Annotated in this window: 18 protein-coding genes, 1 tRNA gene and 1 pseudogene; 12 read left to right on the forward strand and 8 right to left on the reverse strand. The window is 68.0% G+C overall.

Features of this window, described 5'->3' with window-relative positions; all coding sequences use genetic code 11:
- The first annotated feature begins 11 nt into the window (after window positions 1-11).
- From ON29_RS03580 to ON29_RS03605, 6 genes are all read left to right on the forward strand, one after another.
- Complete coding sequence (locus tag ON29_RS03580) at window positions 12-1,073, forward strand: MCE family protein (RefSeq protein WP_040864702.1); 1,062 nt, start codon at window positions 12-14, stop codon at window positions 1,071-1,073.
- Between the two features lie 82 nt (window positions 1,074-1,155).
- Window positions 1,156-2,427 (forward strand): MCE family protein, encoded by a 1,272-nt coding sequence (locus ON29_RS03585; protein WP_040864703.1) that lies wholly within the window; start codon window positions 1,156-1,158, stop codon window positions 2,425-2,427.
- Window positions 2,424-3,677, forward strand: coding sequence for an MCE family protein (locus ON29_RS03590; protein ID WP_040864704.1), 1,254 nt, complete (start codon window positions 2,424-2,426; stop codon window positions 3,675-3,677). The genes ON29_RS03585 and ON29_RS03590 overlap by 4 nt, the downstream gene beginning before the upstream one ends.
- Window positions 3,674-5,098, forward strand: coding sequence for an MCE family protein (locus ON29_RS03595; protein ID WP_040864705.1), 1,425 nt, complete (start codon window positions 3,674-3,676; stop codon window positions 5,096-5,098). Before ON29_RS03590 ends, ON29_RS03595 begins: the two co-directional genes overlap by 4 nt.
- Entirely contained in the window at window positions 5,095-5,988 is an 894-nt protein-coding gene (locus ON29_RS34435; protein ID WP_157172640.1) for an Rv1363c family protein, read from the forward strand. Before ON29_RS03595 ends, ON29_RS34435 begins: the two co-directional genes overlap by 4 nt.
- 14 nt (window positions 5,989-6,002) lie before the next feature.
- Entirely contained in the window at window positions 6,003-6,491 is a 489-nt protein-coding gene (locus ON29_RS03605) for a hypothetical protein (RefSeq protein ID WP_040864754.1), read from the forward strand.
- A gap of 19 nt (window positions 6,492-6,510) precedes the next feature.
- Here ON29_RS03605 and ON29_RS03610 read toward each other — a convergent pair whose 3' ends face one another.
- From ON29_RS03610 to ON29_RS36335, 4 genes and pseudogenes are all read right to left on the reverse strand, one after another.
- Complete coding sequence (locus ON29_RS03610) at window positions 6,511-7,968, reverse strand: sensor histidine kinase (protein WP_083863217.1); 1,458 nt, start codon at window positions 7,966-7,968, stop codon at window positions 6,511-6,513.
- A complete protein-coding gene (locus tag ON29_RS03615; protein ID WP_040864706.1) occupies window positions 7,965-8,696 on the reverse strand; it encodes a response regulator transcription factor in 732 nt (243 codons plus the stop codon). The genes ON29_RS03610 and ON29_RS03615 overlap by 4 nt, the downstream gene beginning before the upstream one ends.
- Before the next feature lie 67 nt (window positions 8,697-8,763).
- A pseudogene (locus ON29_RS03620) lies at window positions 8,764-10,227 on the reverse strand (alpha,alpha-trehalose-phosphate synthase (UDP-forming)); the annotation flags it as partial.
- Window positions 10,228-10,386: 159 nt separating this feature from the next.
- A complete protein-coding gene (locus tag ON29_RS36335; protein WP_168434172.1) occupies window positions 10,387-10,557 on the reverse strand; it encodes a hypothetical protein in 171 nt (56 codons plus the stop codon).
- A 189-nt stretch (window positions 10,558-10,746) separates the two neighbouring features.
- Here ON29_RS36335 and ON29_RS03625 point away from each other — a divergent pair, with 189 nt between their 5' ends.
- The 3 genes from ON29_RS03625 (at window position 10,747) to ON29_RS03635 (ending at window position 12,270) form a co-directional block, all read left to right on the forward strand.
- Complete coding sequence (locus ON29_RS03625; RefSeq protein ID WP_040864707.1) at window positions 10,747-11,565, forward strand: alpha/beta fold hydrolase; 819 nt, start codon at window positions 10,747-10,749, stop codon at window positions 11,563-11,565.
- A gap of 169 nt (window positions 11,566-11,734) precedes the next feature.
- Window positions 11,735-11,977, forward strand: a complete 243-nt coding sequence (locus ON29_RS03630; protein ID WP_011207082.1) for an MbtH family protein — start codon at window positions 11,735-11,737, stop codon at window positions 11,975-11,977.
- Window positions 11,978-12,195: 218 nt separating this feature from the next.
- Window positions 12,196-12,270: transfer RNA gene (locus ON29_RS03635), tRNA-Thr, on the forward strand.
- Between the two features lie 213 nt (window positions 12,271-12,483).
- Here the strand turns inward: ON29_RS03635 and ON29_RS35575 are convergent.
- Together ON29_RS35575 and ON29_RS35580 are read right to left on the reverse strand one after the other, a co-directional pair.
- Complete coding sequence (locus ON29_RS35575) at window positions 12,484-12,651, reverse strand: hypothetical protein (protein ID WP_157172641.1); 168 nt, start codon at window positions 12,649-12,651, stop codon at window positions 12,484-12,486.
- A complete protein-coding gene (locus ON29_RS35580; RefSeq protein ID WP_157172642.1) occupies window positions 12,648-12,812 on the reverse strand; it encodes a hypothetical protein in 165 nt (54 codons plus the stop codon). Before ON29_RS35580 ends, ON29_RS35575 begins: the two co-directional genes overlap by 4 nt.
- Window positions 12,813-13,000: 188 nt before the next feature.
- On the opposite strand from ON29_RS35580, the gene ON29_RS03640 reads away from it, so the two are divergent.
- From ON29_RS03640 to ON29_RS34440, 3 genes are all read left to right on the forward strand, one after another.
- The gene (locus ON29_RS03640) at window positions 13,001-13,747 is read left to right on the forward strand and encodes a helix-turn-helix domain-containing protein (RefSeq protein WP_040864708.1); all 747 of its coding nucleotides are present in this window, start codon (window positions 13,001-13,003) and stop codon (window positions 13,745-13,747) included.
- A 138-nt stretch (window positions 13,748-13,885) separates the two neighbouring features.
- Window positions 13,886-14,374 carry a helix-turn-helix domain-containing protein gene (locus tag ON29_RS03645; RefSeq protein ID WP_040864709.1) on the forward strand — a complete coding sequence of 163 codons (489 nt, stop codon included), beginning with the start codon at window positions 13,886-13,888 and terminating at the stop codon, window positions 14,372-14,374.
- Between the two features lie 339 nt (window positions 14,375-14,713).
- Complete coding sequence (locus ON29_RS34440) at window positions 14,714-16,423, forward strand: glycoside hydrolase domain-containing protein (protein WP_083863218.1); 1,710 nt, start codon at window positions 14,714-14,716, stop codon at window positions 16,421-16,423.
- 53 nt (window positions 16,424-16,476) lie between these two features.
- On the opposite strand, the gene ON29_RS03660 is transcribed toward ON29_RS34440, so the two are convergent.
- Entirely contained in the window at window positions 16,477-16,902 is a 426-nt protein-coding gene (locus tag ON29_RS03660) for an HIT family protein (protein WP_040864710.1), read from the reverse strand.
- Window positions 16,903-16,940: 38 nt separating this feature from the next.
- Window positions 16,941-17,318 (reverse strand): PH domain-containing protein, encoded by a 378-nt coding sequence (locus tag ON29_RS03665; protein WP_040864711.1) that lies wholly within the window; start codon window positions 17,316-17,318, stop codon window positions 16,941-16,943.
- Window positions 17,319-17,346: the final 28 nt, after the last annotated feature.

The following is a 17,346-nucleotide window of genomic DNA, read 5'->3' on the forward strand; positions in this document are numbered from 1 at the left end:
GCGGACAACCGATGAAAGAGCAGCGATCATCCGCCATCACCATCGGCATCGTCGGCCTCGTGCTCGCGGTGGCGGTGGCGTTGTCGGCACTGCAATTCGACCGCCTGCCGTTCATTCGTTCCGGCGCGACGTTCACCGCCTACTTCGCCGACGCGGGCGGCCTGCTCCCCGGTGACGCGGTGCAGGTCGCGGGCGTGCGGTCCGGACGGGTGGAGGAGGTCGGCCTGGACGGCGCGAAAGTGCTCGTCCGGTTCACCCTCTCCGAGTCGATCGTGCTGGGTGAGAAGACCTCGGCGGCGATCAAGACCAACACGGTGCTCGGACGCAAATCGCTGGAGGTGACGCCGTCCGGCCCCGGCGCGCTGCACACCGACGAAACCATCCCGCTGGAGCGCACCACGTCGCCGTACTCGCTGAACGAGGCGCTGAGCGACCTGGCGGGAACGGTGCACGACCTGGACCTCGATCGGGTCGACCAGACCCTCGACGCGCTCTCGGCGACCTTCGCCGACACCCCCGCCCCGTTGCGCTCGGCGCTCGACGGCGTCACCGCGCTCTCCCGCAGCATCAACGCCCGCGACCAGGCGCTGACCGATCTGCTGAAGCGGGCGCAGAGCGTGACGAAGATCCTCGCCGACCGCGGCAACCAGATCAACGCGCTGATCCTGGACGGCAACGAGCTGCTCGGCGAGCTGGACCGGCGGCGCACCGCGCTCGGGCAGCTGATCGTCTACGTCAACGGACTCGCCCAGCAGCTGTCCGGCCTGGTCGCCGACAACGAGGCACAGCTCAAACCCGCCCTCGACAAACTCAATTCGGTGCTGGCGCTGTTGCAGCGCAACAAACAGAACCTCGCCGACGCGCTGGACGGTCTCGGCCCGTTCGCCGCCGCGCTCGGTGAGCAGGTTGGCAGCGGCCCCTACTTCCAGGCGTACGTGATCAACGCCGCGAGCAAGACGCTGCAACCGCTGGTGGACGCGCTCGTGTGGCCGCAGCACCTGCCGAACGATCTGCAGAGCTACCTCACGCCGTCCCCGTCGATCGAACCCGCGATACAGGAGCCGCCGCGATGAGTGGGCATTACCCGTCCATCCTGTACCCGTCTCGAGCCGTCGATAGATCCGCGCCGGCCACGGGGGAGTCGCGTCCGGGGGGATGCGCATGCTGAACGGCGTACGGAAACTGCCCCGTTGGGCGCTGGTGCTGGCCGGAGTGGTCGTCGCGGCGCTCGTGGTCGCGGTCGCGTGGAACGGCATAACCCGGATCGGGACCACCAAGGTCACCGCGTATTTCCCGTCCACATCGGGCTTGTACGCCGGTGACGACGTGCGGGTGCTCGGCGTCAAGGTCGGCCGGATCGACTCCATCGAGCCCGGCGCCGACCGGGTGAAGGTGACCATGACCCTCGATCGCGGAATCGACGTCCCCGCCGACCCGAAGGCGGTGATCATCTCGCCGTCGCTGGTCTCGGCGCGTTTCATCCAGATCGCGCCCGCCTACACCGGTGGCCCGAAGCTGAAGGACGGCAGCGTGATCCCGATCGAGCACACCGCGGTGCCGGTCGAGTGGGACGACATCAAGTCCGAGCTGTCCAAGCTGGCCACCGCCCTCGGTCCGGTCGGTGACGACAAGCAGGGGTCCTTCGGCCGCTTCATCGACACAGCCGCCGACAACCTCGACGGCAACGGGCAGCGGTTCCGCGACACCCTGCGGGAACTGTCGGCCACTTTGAGCACGCTCTCCGACGGGCGCACCGACCTGTTCGGCACGGTGCGCAACCTGCAGAAGTTCGTCGACGTGCTGTCGGCGAGCAACGAGCAGATCGTGCAGTTCGGCGGACGGCTGGCGTCGGTGTCCTCGGTGCTGGCCGGGGTCTCGGCCGATCTCGGCGCGGGGCTGGACAATCTGGACGCCGCGATCGTCGACGTGCGCCGGTTCATCGACGGCAGCGGCGCCGAACTCACCGAAGGCGTGCAGCGGCTGGCCGACGCCACCCAGGTGCTGGTCGACAAACGGCCCGAACTGGAACGCGTACTGCACTCCGGCCCGACCGCGCTGGTGAACTTCTACCAGATCTACAAGCCGGCCCAAGGCACCCTGACCGGCGCGATCGCGCTGAACAACCCGGCCGACCCGCTCGGGTTCCTGTGCGGCTCGGTCCGCGCGCTGGAGACCAACGACGCCGATCGCAGCGCCGACCTCTGCGCGCAGTACCTCGCTCCGGTGATCAACAGCCTGAGCATGAACTACGTGCCGATCATGACGAACCCGGCCAGCGGCGTGACCGCGTTCCCCGACCAGCTGGTGTACACCGATCCCAGCCTGGCCGATCGGGTGCAGAGCCAGACTCCCGCACGGCCGCAGCCCGCTCCGGTGAGCGTGCCCAGCGGTCTCGCCGGACTGGCCATTCCGGGAGGAGTGCGATGACGCCGACGCGGCGATTGCACCGCACCGCCACGGTCGCGGTGGGGCTGGCGGTGGCGCTCGGCGTCTCCGGCTGTGAGTGGGACGGACTGAATTCACTGCCGATGCCCGGCACCGAGGGCACCGCGCCGGGATCCTACGAAGTGCGTATCCAGATGCCGAACGTGACCACGCTGACCCGGAATTCCCCCGTCCGGGTGCACGACGTGGCGGTCGGCGCGGTGTCGAAGATCGAGGTGGAGGACTGGCACGCGCTGGTCACGGTCAAGCTGAACCCGGACGTGCAGTTGCCGGCGAACGCCGTCGCCAAGATCGGGCAGACCAGTTTGCTCGGGTCGAACCATCTCGAGCTCGCCGCGCCGACGGATCAGGCTCCCGAAGGCCGGTTGCGGGCGGGCGATGTCATCCCGCTGGCGCGGGCCGGGACCTATCCGACCACCGAGCAGGTGCTGTCCTCGCTGTCGGTGGTGCTCAACGGCGGCGGCGTCGCGCAGCTGGAAACCATCACCCACGAACTCAATTCGGCGCTCACCGGGCGCGAGGAGGCCATCCGCGACCTGTTGCCGCAGCTGAACGAGCTCACCACGAACCTGGACCGCCAGACCGGCGACATCATCGCGGCGATGAGCGGGCTGGACCGGCTCGGCGGTCAGCTCGCCGAGCAGCGTGAGGTGGTGGCGGCGGCCATCGAGCAGATCCATCCGGCGTTGACCGTGCTCGCCGACCGCCGCGCGAACATCACCAGGGCGCTCACCGCGCTCGGCGAGCTGAGCGACGTCGTCCGGCGCATCGTCGACGCCAGCGGCGAGGACCTGAAGGCCAACCTGCGCAGCCTCGTGCCCGCGCTGAAATCGCTGTCGGACACCGGCGGCGACCTGACCGAGGCGCTGAAGATCCTGGCGACCTTCCCGTTCCCGATGAAGAACCTGGACCACGCGATCAAGGGCGACTACCTGAACCTGTTCATGACCGTGGACATCACCGGCAAGCGGCTGGATTCGAACTTCCTCACCGGCACGCCGCTGGGCGGACGGTTCGGCGGCGTGGAAGGCGCTCTCGGCAGCTTCGCGCCGGGCACGGCCGCGCAGAACGGCGACCCGGCCACCGGGCCGTTGCAGGCGCCGCCGCCCACGGCGAGCCAGCCCGCCCCGACCATCCCGGGACTGCCGCCGATCCCCGGCCTGCCCGCCATTCCCGGATTGACCGTGCCCATGCCGGGCAACTCCGCGCCGCAAGGGGGTCCGGGCCAGTGACGCTCACCCGGTTCGTCCGTACCCAGCTGATCATCTTCTCCGTGCTGACGGTGATCGGCCTGGTGGTCATGGGCGGCACATACGTGAAGGTGCCCGCGATGTTCGGCATCGGGCGCTACGAGGTCACGGTGAAACTGGCCGCGACCGGCGGCCTGTACCCGACGGCCAATGTCGCCTATCGCGGCACGAACGTCGGCGTGGTGAAGGAGGTCCGGCTCACCCCGGTGGGCGTGGACGCGAAACTGTCCATCGCCAGCGACTACAAGATTCCCTCCGACGTCGACGCGTGGGTCCGCAGTGTCTCCGCGGTGGGCGAGCAGTACGTGGACCTGGTCCCCGCCGAGCATCGCACCGGCGGGAACCTGCGCGACGGCAGCATCATCCCGGTGGAGCGCACCAAGCTGCCGCAAGACGTCGGCGCGCTGCTGGACCAGGCCGACCGGTTGCTGTCGAGCGTGGCGGACACCCGGCTGCGGCAGGTCATCGACGAGGCGTTCCTCGCGTTCAACGGCGCCGGACCGGACCTGCAACGATTCATCGACTCCGCGTCGCTGCTGGTGCAGGAGGCGCAGGCGAACGCCGAACCGACGAAGCAGTTGCTCGACCAGATCGGGCCGCTGCTGGATACCCAGACCCGTTCGGACGCGGCGATCCGTTCCTGGACCGCCGATCTGGCGACCGTCACCGACCAGCTGCGCGGTCACGACCCCGCGCTGCGCGGTGTGTTGCGCGAGGGACCGTCCGCGATGCAACGGGTGACCAACCTGTTCGAGGATCTGCGTCCGACGCTGCCGCTGCTGCTGTCGAACCTGGTCAGCGTCGGCCAGGTCGCGGTCACCTACCACGCGGGACTCGAGCAGATCCTGGTGGTCTATCCGCCGCTGGTCGCCGCGCTGCTCACCGCGGTACGCGGCCCGCTCGAATACGGAGCCCTGGTCGACTTCATGGCGTTGGTCAACGACCCGCCCGCCTGCACGACCGGCTTCCTCCCGCCCGACCAGCGCCGCTCGCCGAGCGAACTCGACACCCCGCCCACGCCTTCCGGCCTGTACTGCAAGGTGCCGCAGGACGCTCCCGAAGCGGTGCGCGGCATCCGGAACACGCCGTGCGCCGAAGTGCCCGGTGTGCGCGCCCCGACGCCGGAGATGTGCCGGACCGGGTACGTTCCGTTGGGTGACAACCCGCCGTTCGGGCCGCCGCGGCCGGTCGCGCCCGCGGCAGCGCCCGCCGATGAGCCGCCCGTCGTGGCGCCGGCGAGTTACGGCGTCGGCACACCGGCCGCCGCCCGAGCGTACGACCCGGACAGCGGCGTCTACATCGCCCCCGACGGGCGGACATACCGACAGGGCGATATCGGACCGAGCGGTTCGGGGACGGTACCGTCGAGCTGGCAGGCGATGCTCGAGGAGCAGCAACGATGAGTGAGAGCAACGGAGAAGGTCACCGCACGCGGCGTCGTGCGGTGCGCTCGGCCGGGCCGCCGGTCGAGGAGACCGCGACCGACGCCGCGACCGTGACCGGTGCCGCGACCGTGAGCGACGCCGCGACCGCGAGCGCGAGCGACGCCGCGACCGCGAGCGCGAGCGACGCCGCGACCGATGCGAAGACGGCCGTTACTGCGAAGACGGCCGTTACTACGGGTGCGAAGACCACGGCCGCCACTGACGCGAAGACCACAGCCGCAGACGATGCGAAGCCCGCGCCCACCGAGGTCTCTTCTGACCCCACGGCCGAAACCGCCGACGCGGACAAGGCGACGGTCACCATGACGAAAGCCGCCGCCGAGTCGCCGTCCACCGAGCAGCAGCCCACCCCGGGCAAGAACCGCGGCCTCCCGCGCATTCTCGCGATGGCCGCCGCTGCCCTGCTGGTCGTCGCGCTCGTCTGCGGCGCGACCCTCTCGGTGCTCGCGATGCGCTCGGCGCACGAACGCGACGAGCGCCGCGCCGAATACGTGGAAACCGCCCGGCAGGCGATCGTCAATCTGACCACCATCCGCGCCGATTCCGCCAAGCAGGACATCGACCGGATCCTGTCGCTGGCCTCGGGCGAGTTCAAGACCGAGTTCGACGGGCGGGTCGACCCGTTCACCAGCATCGTGCAGCAGGCCAAAGTGGTCTCCAGCGGCGAGATCGTGGAGGCCGCGCTGGAGAGCGACGACGATCGCTCCGGGCGGGTGCTGGTCGCCGCCAAGCAGACGCTCACCAACGCGGGTCAGGCCGAGCCGCAGACCAGGTATTACCGGTTCCGGGTCACCGTGTCCCGCGGCGATTCCGGGCTGACCGTGTCCAATGTGGAGTTCGTGGCATGACCGGTGGACGCAGCATGAACGGAATTCGGGCCAAGATCCTGCTCGCGGTACTCGGTGTCGTGGTCGCCGCGGCCGCGGTGATCGGCGGCGTCAACGGTTATCGCTACTGGGACGACCGGCAGGCCGAGCAGTCGCGTCAGGACGCGGTCGCGACGGCGGGACGCACCCTCGAGGCCATGTTCACCTACAACCCGCAGACCGTGGACACCGAACTGCGCAAGTCCGCTGACAACCTGACCGGTGACTTCCGCGACGACTATCTGACGCTGATCGACAAGCAGATCGCGCCGGGTGCCAAGGAGAAGCAGCTCACCGTCACCGCGACCACCCAGGCGGGCGGTGTCATCTCCGCGGACCGTTCGCACGCGCAGGTGCTGTTGTTCCTCAACCAGGTGATGACGAGCAAGGACACCCCGCAGGGCACCACCACCGGCAGTCGCGTGCGCGTGACTCTGTCGAAGGCGGACTCGCACTGGTTGGTCTCGGCGGTCACCCCGGTCTGAGCCGGGCGAATTCGCCAGGTCACTCCGGCAGCGTGCGTGGCAGCCGCACCGTGAACGTCGTGCCCGCCTCGGGCGAACTGCGCACGCCGACCTCGCCGCCGTGCGCGGTCACCAGCGCCTGCACGATGGACAAGCCGAGCCCGGTGCCGCCGCTGGTTCGCGCGCGGGAGGTGTCGGTGCGGTAGAAGCGCTCGAAGACGCGTTCGGCCTCCTCCTGGGGCAGGCCGGGCCCCGTATCGGCCACCTCGAGCCGCACGTCGTCGGCGCCGGGAGCCAGCCGCACGGTCACCTTCGCGTCGGGCGCGGTGTGCGTGACGGCGTTGTGCAGCAGGTTGCCCAAGACCTGGCGCAGCCGCGCCTCGTCGCCGACCACCTCGAGCGTTCCCTCGCCCGGTTCGATCTTCAGTTCGATGGTGCGGCCAGGACCGTCGGTATGCCCGGCGGCGACCACGGCGCGTGCGTTGTGCACGGCGTCGCTGGCGACGGCGAGCAGGTCGACCGGGCCGAGTTCGAGCGGGCGCTGGGCATCCAGGCGCGCGAGCATCAGCAGGTCTTCCACCAGCACGCCCATCCGCTGGGATTCGCGCTCGATGCGGTCCATGAACGCGGCGGGATCGCCGGTGGCGCCCTGGCGATACAGTTCGGCGAATCCGCGGATGGTCGTCAACGGCGTGCGCAGCTCGTGGCTGGCGTCGGCGATGAAACGGCGCATGCGCTCCTCGGACTTGCGTGCCGCTTCCTCGGACGCGGCGGTCGCGGTGAACGCGCGCTGGATCTGCGCCAGCATGCCGTTCAGCGACCTGGACAGCCGGTCGACCTCGGTGTTGGTATCGCGCACCGGCACGCGGCGGTGCAGGTCACCGCGGGCGATGGCCGCGGCGGTGCTCTCCACCCGGCGCAGCGGACGCAGGCTGCGCCGCACCAGGAAATACGAGAGCACCGCCAGCACGGCCAGGACTATCGCCCCGACGATCAGCTCGAGCATCACGAGCCGGTGCACGGTGTCGGTGTTCTGCGTGAGCGGCAGTGCGACCGTCGTCGTGCCCTCCGGTGTGCGCAGCGTCAGCACGCGCCACTGGATCGGCCCTCCGTTCACGGAGCCGACGGTGTACGGGCCGGACGGTGGGGTCGCGGGCAGGTCGGGTTCGGAGTCGACGGCGAACGCCGGGACGAGGAACAGGCGCCCGTCGGTGCGCATCGAGCGCACGTAGAACTGGCTCGGGGCGTGGCGCGGCTCGGGCGGCAGCACCGGTGGCGGAGGCGGGCGCCTGGACCATTCCATCGCGCCCCCGCGCAACTGCTGGTCGGTTCGGTTGGTCAACTGGCCTTCCAAGGCCGAGGTGACCACCATGCCGGAGACGAGCAGGCCGAGCCCGGCGGTGAGCACCAGCAGGATCGTCAAGGTCACGCGCAACGGAATCGCGGATAAGAAGCCGGAGACCTTCGCACGCACCAGGACGAGCCGGCTCGGGCTCATGAACCACTCTTGCGATGGGGCGCGCGCATCACATAACCGACGCCGCGCAAGGTGTGGATCAGCCGCGTGTTGCCGGTGTCGACCTTTTTGCGCAGGTAGGAGACGTAGGTCTCCACCACGCCGACCTCGCCGCCGAAGTCGTAGCGCCAGACGTGGTCGAGGATGCGCGGCTTGCTCAGCACAGTGCCCGCGTTGACCATGAAGTAGCGCAGCAGCGTGAACTCGGTGGGCGACAGCGCGACCGGTTCGCCCGCCTTCCACACCTCGTGGGTGTCGTCGTCGAGTTCGATGTCCTCGAAGCGCAGACGCGAAGTCTCCCGCTGCGGGGCCGCGTGCCCCGCGCGGCGCAGGATGACGCGCAGCCGGGCCACCACTTCTTCCAGGCTGAACGGCTTGGTGACGTAGTCGTCGGCGCCCAGGGTGAGGCCGGTGATCTTGTCCTGCACGTCGTCGCGCGCGGTCAGGAAAAGCACGGGCGCGTCGACCCCGTCGGCGCGCAGCCTGCGCAGCAGACCGAAGCCGTCCATGCCGGGCATCATCACGTCCACGATGAGGGCCTGGGGACGGAAGGAGCGCGCCTTGTCCAGCGCTTGGGCGCCGTCGGCCGCGGTGTCCACTTCGAAGCCCTGGTAGCGCAGGCTCACCGCGAGCAGTTCGACGATCATCGGCTCGTCGTCGACCACCAGGACCCTGGCCTCGGGTGTCTGCTGCACGGGGGCACCACTCATGGCTAAATGGTCCGGTATCCGGCTGCGAAGTTCCTGGACCGAAGCTGGGTGATTCCTGTGAACGGCCTCAGCGCGGGTCGCGGTCCTCGGGGTAGACGTCGTCGTCGGTCAGCAGCGCGCTGCCCGCGACCTGGTCCTGGGCCAAGGCGTCGAGGAAGGCGCGCGCCCAGCGATCCACGTCGTGGGCGAGCACTTGCCTGCGCATCGAACGCATCCGCCTGCGTTTGACGTCGCGCTGGTCCTCGACAGCCGCGACGATGGCGTCCTTCACGTCGTCCAGGTCGTGCGGGTTACACAGGTACGCCTGCCGCAGCTCGGCCGCCGCGCCGGTGAACTCGCTCAGCACCAGGGCGCCGTTGAGCCCGCTGTGGCACGCGACGTACTCCTTGGCGACGAGGTTCATGCCGTCGCGCAGCGGCGTCACCAGCATCACGTCGGCGGTCACGAAGAACGCGATCAGCTCGTCGCGCGGGATCGGACGGTGCAGGTAGTGCACCACCGGGTAGCCGACCCGGGCGAACTCGCCGTTGATCCGGCCGACCTGGCGTTCGATGTCGCCGCGCATCTGGATGTAGCTCTCGACCCGCTCGCGACTGGGTGTGGCCAGCTGGATCATGACCGTGTCGGCGGGATCGATCCGGCCCTCGATGAGCAGCTCCTCGAGCGCGTTGAGGCGGATGTCGATGCCCTTGGTGTAGTCCAGCCGGTCCACGCCGAGCAGGATGGTCTTCGGGTTGCCCAGCTCGGCCCGGATCTTGGCGGCGCGTTCGCGCACCGACCTGCGCCTGGAATGCTCGTCCAGTTCGGCGGAGGCGATCGAGATGGGGAACGCGCCCACCCGCACCGTGCGGAACCCCACCTGGACGACGCCGAGCTTGGAGCGCACGCCGATCGAGCCGCGCGAGGTCGGCTGCCCGGCCAGTCTGCGGGCCAGATAGAGGAAGTTCTGCGCGCCGCCGGGCAGGTGGAAGCCGATGAGGTCGGCGCCGAGCAGACCCTCCACGATCTCCGTGCGCCACGGCATCTGCATGAACAGCTCGACCGGCGGGAACGGGATGTGCAGGAAGAATCCGATGGTCAGGTCCGGGCGCAGCATGCGCAGCATCTTGGGCACCAGCTGGAGCTGGTAGTCCTGCACCCACACGGTCGCGCCCTCGGCGGCGACCTTGGCGGTGGCCTCGGCGAAGCGCCGGTTCACGGTGACGTAGGCGCTCCACCATTTGCGGTCGTAGACCGGCCGCACGATCACGTCGTGGTAGAGGGGCCACAGCGTGCCGTTGGAGAAGCCCTCGTAGTAGTCGGCCACCTCGTCCGCGGACAGCGGGACCGGATGCAGTTCCAGGCCGTCCTCGATGATCGGGTCCACGTCGACGTTGGGGACCCCCGCCCAGCCGACCCACGCCCCCTTGTTGTTGCGCAGGACCGATTCCAGCGCGGTCACCAGACCGCCCGGGCTGCGCTTCCATCGGGTGCTGCCGTCGGGCAGTCGTTCGAGGTCGACGGGGAGCCGGTTGGCGACGACGACGAAACCGGAGCCGGTGTTCTCCGCCGCGGCGTCAGCAGTCGAGGTGTCTCTGGCTCGCTCGGAGTCGTCGGACGGATTCATCTGGTCCACTCACGCATCCTTTGCGCGTTGCTTCATCCCGCTGGAGTTGTGTAGTCGACGTCGCCGTTGGCGTCGAGAACGAGACTATTCGCCTCGCGCGTTCGGTCCAATACCCAACATGGACAACAACATCCGGCACTCATCGGCGTCCTCGGCGTATGCCGCGACCACCCGCTGCGCCTGACGCGCGGTTTCGTCGGCGAGCGGTTCCAGATCGTCGTCCGCAATGTCGTTCGCGCTGCCCTTCACGGCCATCGTCAAGTCCTCCCGGCTCAGTGCGCTCTTACCCTGCGAAAAGCCAATGGTATGCGACGCTGGAGGGTGCGTCCGCCGGGGCGCTGGCCGAAAGGCGGCACGCGCCGCCGGGGCACCCCGGTCGATGCGTCCGCCCCGCCGGTCCCTATACCGTGGGAACCAGCACCAACTCTCCACGAAAGGGTCGATATGCCGCTGGCCACGGTGAACGGGATTTCCCTCAACTATCAGGTGAAGGGTGACCGCGCCAAGGGCTCCGCGCCGCTCGTGGTCATGATCATGGGCACCGGCAGTCCCGGCCGAGTGTGGGAGCTGCACCAGGTTCCCGCCCTGGTCGCGGCCGGTTACCGGGTGTGCACGTTCGACAATCGCGGGATCGCGCCGTCGTTCGAGGCCGCCTCGGGCATGTCCATCGACGAGCTGGTCGCCGACACCGCGGCCCTGATCGAATTCCTGGACGAGGGTCCGGCGCTGGTGGTGGGCACCTCGATGGGCGCGCGCGTGGCGCAGGAGCTGGCGCTGGCCCGCCCCGACCTGGTGCGCAAGGCGGTGTTCATGGCCGGGCACGGGCGGCTGGACCAGTTCCAGAAGACGCTTTCGCTCGGCGAACACGAACTCGACGCCGCCGGGGTGAAACTGCCGCCGAAATATGAGGCGGCGATCACCGCGGTCATGAATCTCTCGCCCGCGACCATGGCCGACACGAACGCCGCGCGCGACTGGCTCGACCTGTTCGAGTTCACCGGCGGGCCGGTCACGCCCGGCATTCGCGCCCAGCGCAGGATGGACCACGATTTCGACCGGGTGCAGGCCTACCGGGCGATCCGCGTGCCTTGTCTTTCGGTCGGATTCGCCGACGACCGGATGATTCCGCCGTATCTGTCCAGGGAGATCGCCGCCGTGATTCCGGGCGCGCGGTATCAGGAGGTACCGGACGCGGGGCATTTCGGGTATTTGGAGCGTCCCGAGGCGGTCAACAAGATTCTCTTGGACTTCTTCGCGGGCTGATTGTGAGTCGGCCGGGGTGGCGGCCTAGGTAACCGCCCAGGCGTAACGTCTTGCTTGCTAGTGTCGAAACAACGCTCGGGGTCTCTCGGTGTCAGGGGTTCACAGCAGCCCGGCACCGGGTGAACCAGGAGCGATCCCGTACATAGCGCCAGTATCCAGTGAGGTGAAATTGAGCACCAACCCCTTCGATGATGAAGACGGCCGCTTCTTCGTCCTGGTCAACGACGAGGAACAGCATTCCCTGTGGCCGGCCTTCGCAGAGGTTCCAGCCGGATGGCGAGTCGTGTTCGGCGAGGACAGCCGCGCCGCTTGTGTCGAGTACGTGGAGAAGAACTGGACCGACATGCGTCCGAAGAGCCTGCGCGACGCCATGGCCGCCGACGACGCGGCTCGTCAGGGCGCGCAGTCCTGATCGGTCCTCCGAGTGCCGCGCTCCCGGCGCGGCAGGTTCGTGGTCCCGTCATGTCTCGCGTCCGAGCGACCGCCGCCGCCGACTTCATCGTGGGCGGGCCGGTCGCTCGGGCCTGAGTTCGAAAGCGGTTGTCCGGTCGTAAGGGTCGCGTTCGGCGCCGAACGCGGTTCCGCTGTCCCCCGGACAGCGCCCCCGGTTATGATGACAACCGCTTTCCCGCCTCCTTAGCTCAGTGGTAGAGCACTCGCCTTGTAAGCGAGCGGTCGTCAGTTCAATCCTGACAGGGGGCTCCATGTCGCAGCCGCTGCGCGTCTGAGCTCAGTGGTAGAGGCCGTGCCCGGTGTTGTAAGCGAGCGGTCGTCAGTTCAATCCTGACAGGGGGCTCCATGTCGCAGCCGCTGCGCGTCTGAGCTCAGTGGTAGAGGCCGTGCCCGGTGTTGTAAGCGAGCGGTCGTCAGTTCAATCCTGACAGGGGGCTCCACGTCGCAGCCGCTGCGCGTCTGAGCTCAGTGGTAGAGGCCGTGCTCGCGGAGATAGCGCTCGGCGCTCAGCTTTCGCGGACACGGCGGGGCGCAGCTCGCGTGCAGTTTCATCAGCCCTCGCGCGTGTTCGTCGTCGGCAGGCAGATTGCCGTCTTCGCAGTAGTCCTCCACCCAGGAACGCCGCGCCGTCATCGCTGCTCGTCCTCCAGCCGCGCGAAGATCTCACGCGCCGAGACCGACTCGTCGGGCTCGCCGCCGAGATCGAGTAGCCAGGGCAACACCCAGAAGACGAGTATCAGCAGTCCGCCGACGGCGGCCATGACGATCAGGGTGACTGCGAGGTCTGTGGGCATTCTGGTAACCCCTTCAAGCATTGTGGTGTAGTTGGTTTGCGCCCGGCGCCGAGGAGGTCGGTTCTCGACCCGACGCCGGGGCCACATCCAGAATCGGCTGACGGGGTGTGTCCGCGCGATGACGTAACCGACGTCAATGCACCTCTATTCAGGGCGACATTAAGGCGTCAAAGGGTTACCGTGACGACATGGCTTCCGCACCGAACACGGCACTGCGCGCGGCCCGGAACGCGCGCCTGATGAGCCAGGACGACCTAGCGCGCGCACTCCGGGAAGCCGGGTGCGCCAGCGCAACCAAACGCCTTGTGCAGCGCTGGGAATCCGGGCTCACCGCCAACCCGCGGCCGTCGCACGCGCGGGCGCTGGAGAAAGTGATGCGGCTACCGATCGAGTCGTTGGGGTTCGGTGCCGTGATGGCCGGCCGAAGTCTCACCGGCGGTGAGGACGGAACCGAGGTCGACTCCGCTATCGGCGAAGTCGCGCCCGAACAGTTCGCCGCCGCGCGGCGACCGAGGACGCCGGGCAATTACTCAGGGATTTGGTTATCCCGCTACGAGTACTACTCGTCCGGGCGAGATGCGACGTTCACGGCTGTGCATCATGTCGTGGTGTTGCAGCACGACAGCCGCCTGACCGTGCGCTCCCTGCCGAACTCCGCGCAGTCCTCCTTGGAAATGGACCTGACCGTCGACGGGCACGTCGCTACGGGCACATGGCGCGAACACACTGCCCAGGACGGCTACTACCGCGGTGCCTACTACCACGGGGCCATCCAACTGCTGATCGAGCTGACCGGCGCCCGGATGGCGGGTAAGTGGGTCGGATTCGGCAAGAGTTTCGAAATCAACTCCGGGCCGTGGGAGTTGGTGTTGCAGGACTCCTCGACATCCAAGGCCGCGATCGACGCTTACGACCGCCCGCCGGACATGGCTTGACGGCTTTCGCGTTCGCTCGCCATCGTCACACCTCGGTTTGACTGTCCGACCTGCATGGACCCGACGCCGGGGCCCGCGGATACCTGTCCTCGGGAGAACCTGTGAAGCTCTTCGTGCGTCACCGTGGAGGCATGGACGATGCCGGGGTCGGGGAACGGACCGCCAGGGCGCGCAAGCTGGTTCGGCTCACAGCTACAGCTTGCGCTGAAGGCGAACGTCTCGGTGTCGCTGCTGCGCAAGGTGGAGCGAGGCGCCCGGCCCGTCTCGCCCGCGTTCATCGCAGCCGTGGCAGCCGCTCTGGGCGTGAACATCGAGGACCTGACCGGGCAGCCCTACAGCCCGGCGGGTGACTATGCCGGAGCGCACGCCACCATTCGCGAGTTGCGCCGGAAGATCCTGGCGTTCGACGACGAACCTCTGAGCGCGCCGAGCACGCTGAAAGAGCTGACGGCCGCACTGCGCCGGGCTCAGGAGAGCGTGGGTCGCGGCCGGGCCCTGGGATACGCGGTCTCGTGCGGGCGGCGAGACCACGCCGACCGAGTTCGGTCGGGGCTTCCTCATGGTGAAGGTCGGTGGTGCGTGGTTCCGAACGTGTCCGGTCCGAATTCGGCCGAATGCGTCGGGTGATTCGTCGTCGGATCCGGTCGAAATGGCCGAGCGAAGCGGGCGACCAGTATGACGGCCGGTAGCGAACAGCCAGCAGATCTGATTACCGACTGACGAGCATGTTTTCGGCTACGAGTCTGTTTGTAGTCTGGTGTGCGCAAACATCTCTCGCCATGAGCCTGTTCAGGTCACGGGCAAACACCAGATGAGCTACAAACGGGACTAGTCGGCATACTTCGCGCACATTGGGGTGAACCTGGCTGTATCGGGTTCTTCATCTGCCGAAAGTTGCTGAGATGTACGAATACAACGCGTTGCTGCCGACCGATACGCGGGCTCGTACGAGCACGGGGGTGCGCGATGACTGAGCTGATCGACTTCTCCGCCGCACTCATCGATCCGCGAGCGATCAAGGACGCCGGATACGCGGGCGTCATCGGTTACTTCAGCGATTCCCGTCCAGGCACGAATTTCGGGGCGAAGCCGCTGCGGCGGGAATACTGCGACCGATTGCGCGCCATCGGGCTCGAGATAGTGAGCAATTACCAGTACGGCAAGGGCGAGACGTCGGATTGGAAAGGCGGTTACGACGCGGGCGTGCGTCATGCGCGGATCGCGCTGGATTATCACCTCGCGGCCGGCGGGCCCCGTTTCCGTCCGCTGTATGCCCCGGTCGACGCGAATCCGTCTTTGGCGGAGTGGAATTCGCTGATCGCTCCGTTTCTACGGGGATGGGCATCGGTGGTCGGATGGGAATGGACCGGTATGTACGGCAATGCCCGGTGCATCGACTGGGCGCTCGAGGACGGTGTCGCCTGTTGGTTCTGGCAACACAACTGGTCCGGCGATTCCTCGATCAACGGCGACCATCCCGCCGCGCACCTCCATCAGATCCGCATCGACCGCGACCGGGTCGCGGGCGTCGTGGTGGATGTGAACAGAGTCCTCGCCGACGACTACGGCCAGTGGTCGAAGGCCATCTCGAATCCAGGGGGAGTCATGCAGAAGCCGGATTACGTCGAATTGGACCGAATGGGCGACTCCGCCTCCAGCAGGCACGGGGCGCGCGTCGAGAACTTCCTGCTGCACACTCAGGAAGGCAACGGAACGGCCGAGAGCCTGGCCAACTACCTGAATAATCCGGCGAATGGGGTGAGCTACCACTACACCGTGCGCGATCGCGTGGTGGTAGACGTGGTCGACACCGATCTGGCCAGTTGGTCGGTACTGGACGCGAACTCGTTCACGATCAACCTCTGCTTCGCGGGCAGCCGCGCGGCGTGGAGCCGCAACGACTGGCTGAGCATCCGCGACGACATCCGGATCGCGGCCTGGCTCGCGGTGCAGGACGCGCGCAAATACGGGTTCGACACGTATGTCATCGCGCCGCCCTATCAGCGGCGTCAGGGCATCTCCGACCACAAGTACGTCACCGAGTGTCTCGGCATCGGCACGCACACCGACGTGGGACCGAATTTCCCCTGGGACGTGTTCGCCGCCGACGTGCGCGGTTTCGCCACCGGCGAGCCGACCGGGTCGGAACCGAACGCGATCAACGATTGCGCGGCCGCGAATCCATGGCTGGGCGCCCGGATCACGCAGGGTGAGATCGCGACGCCCGACGGCGCGGGCCGCTTCGCCCAGTTCGAGCACGGGTACATCTATTGGCATCCGGATACCGGTGCGCACGCCATCCCGGAGACGCTGTGGGGAAAGTTCGAGCAGTTGGGCTGGGAGGCGGGTCCGCTCGGCTACCCGATCACCGATCGTGCCGTCATGTCCGGGCCGGACGGCCAGACGGCGGGTGAGGTGCAAGGCTTCCAGGGCGGGGCGCTCTACCGGCGGCAATCCAGCGGCAGCGTCTACTGGGTGCACGGCGCGATCCGCGACCGCTGGAACCGCGCGGGTTACGAGAACGGGCCGCTGGGCTGGCCGGCGAGCGATGAGATCCCCTGGGACACCGGCACCTATCAGGATTTCGAGCACGGCCGGATCTATTGGACACCGGCTCAGACGCTCGCGACGGTGGCGGTCGGAGGGGTGGATACTCCGCTGCACGACGTGGGCTGACGGAAAGCGGAAGGTCCGACCGCGAGCCGCGGCCGGACCTCTCCGAACGCGATTCAGTCGGGGACGTTGGCGCCGTGGCCGAGGTCGCGCAGCGCCTGCTTGATCTTGGCCTGGGCCTCGTCCAGGGACTCGGGACTCGGATTCGGGTCGGCGCCGGAGATGTCGAAGTTGCCCATCGAGAAGGCGGGGAACACATGGACGTGCAGGTGCGGCACCTCCAAGCCCGCGATCAGCAGACCGGCGCGCGGGGCCTCCCAGGCCGCACGCACGGCCTGGCCGATCTTCTGGGCGACGGCGGTGATCCGGGCGAAGGTGTCGGCGTCGACGTCCTGCCACTGGTCGATCTCTTTGCGAGGCACCACCAGGGTGTGACCAGGAGTGACCGGGGCGATGGTGAGGAAGCCGACGAACTCGTCGTCCTCCCAGACGAAACGGCCCGGGAGCTGACCGGCGATGATCGCGCTGAAGACAGAAGCCATGTCCCGCAGCGTAGACCGGGCGGTGCTCCGGTCCCGCGCTACACCGCGACGAAGTGCGACAGGATGCCCTGCACCTCGTAGATGTCCACCTGCCGGTTGAACCGCTTCAGCAGCGGTTCGGCGGTGCCCGCGATCCAGATGGCCAGCTCGGCGTCCAGATCGAAGGTGCCAGCGGTCTCCACCGAGAAATGGGTGATCGCGCGATACGGCACGCTGTGGTAGCTCACCTTGCGGCCGGTGACGCCCTGCTTGTCGATGAGGATCAGGCGGCGGTTCGTGAACAGCATCGCGTCCCGAACCAGCAGGTAGGCGGCATAGACCTGTTCACCGCTGCCGAGGAGCTTGCCGTACTCCTGTTGCGCCTGCGCGGGATCGATCCGGCCGGCGTTGCCCATCAGTCCGTCGATCAGACCCATTCTCAGCACTTCCTTCGGGTGCTCCGGT

It is taken from the genome of Nocardia exalbida NBRC 100660, from assembly GCF_000308575.1.
In the GTDB taxonomy this organism is placed as follows: Bacteria; Actinomycetota; Actinomycetes; order Mycobacteriales; family Mycobacteriaceae; genus Nocardia; species Nocardia exalbida.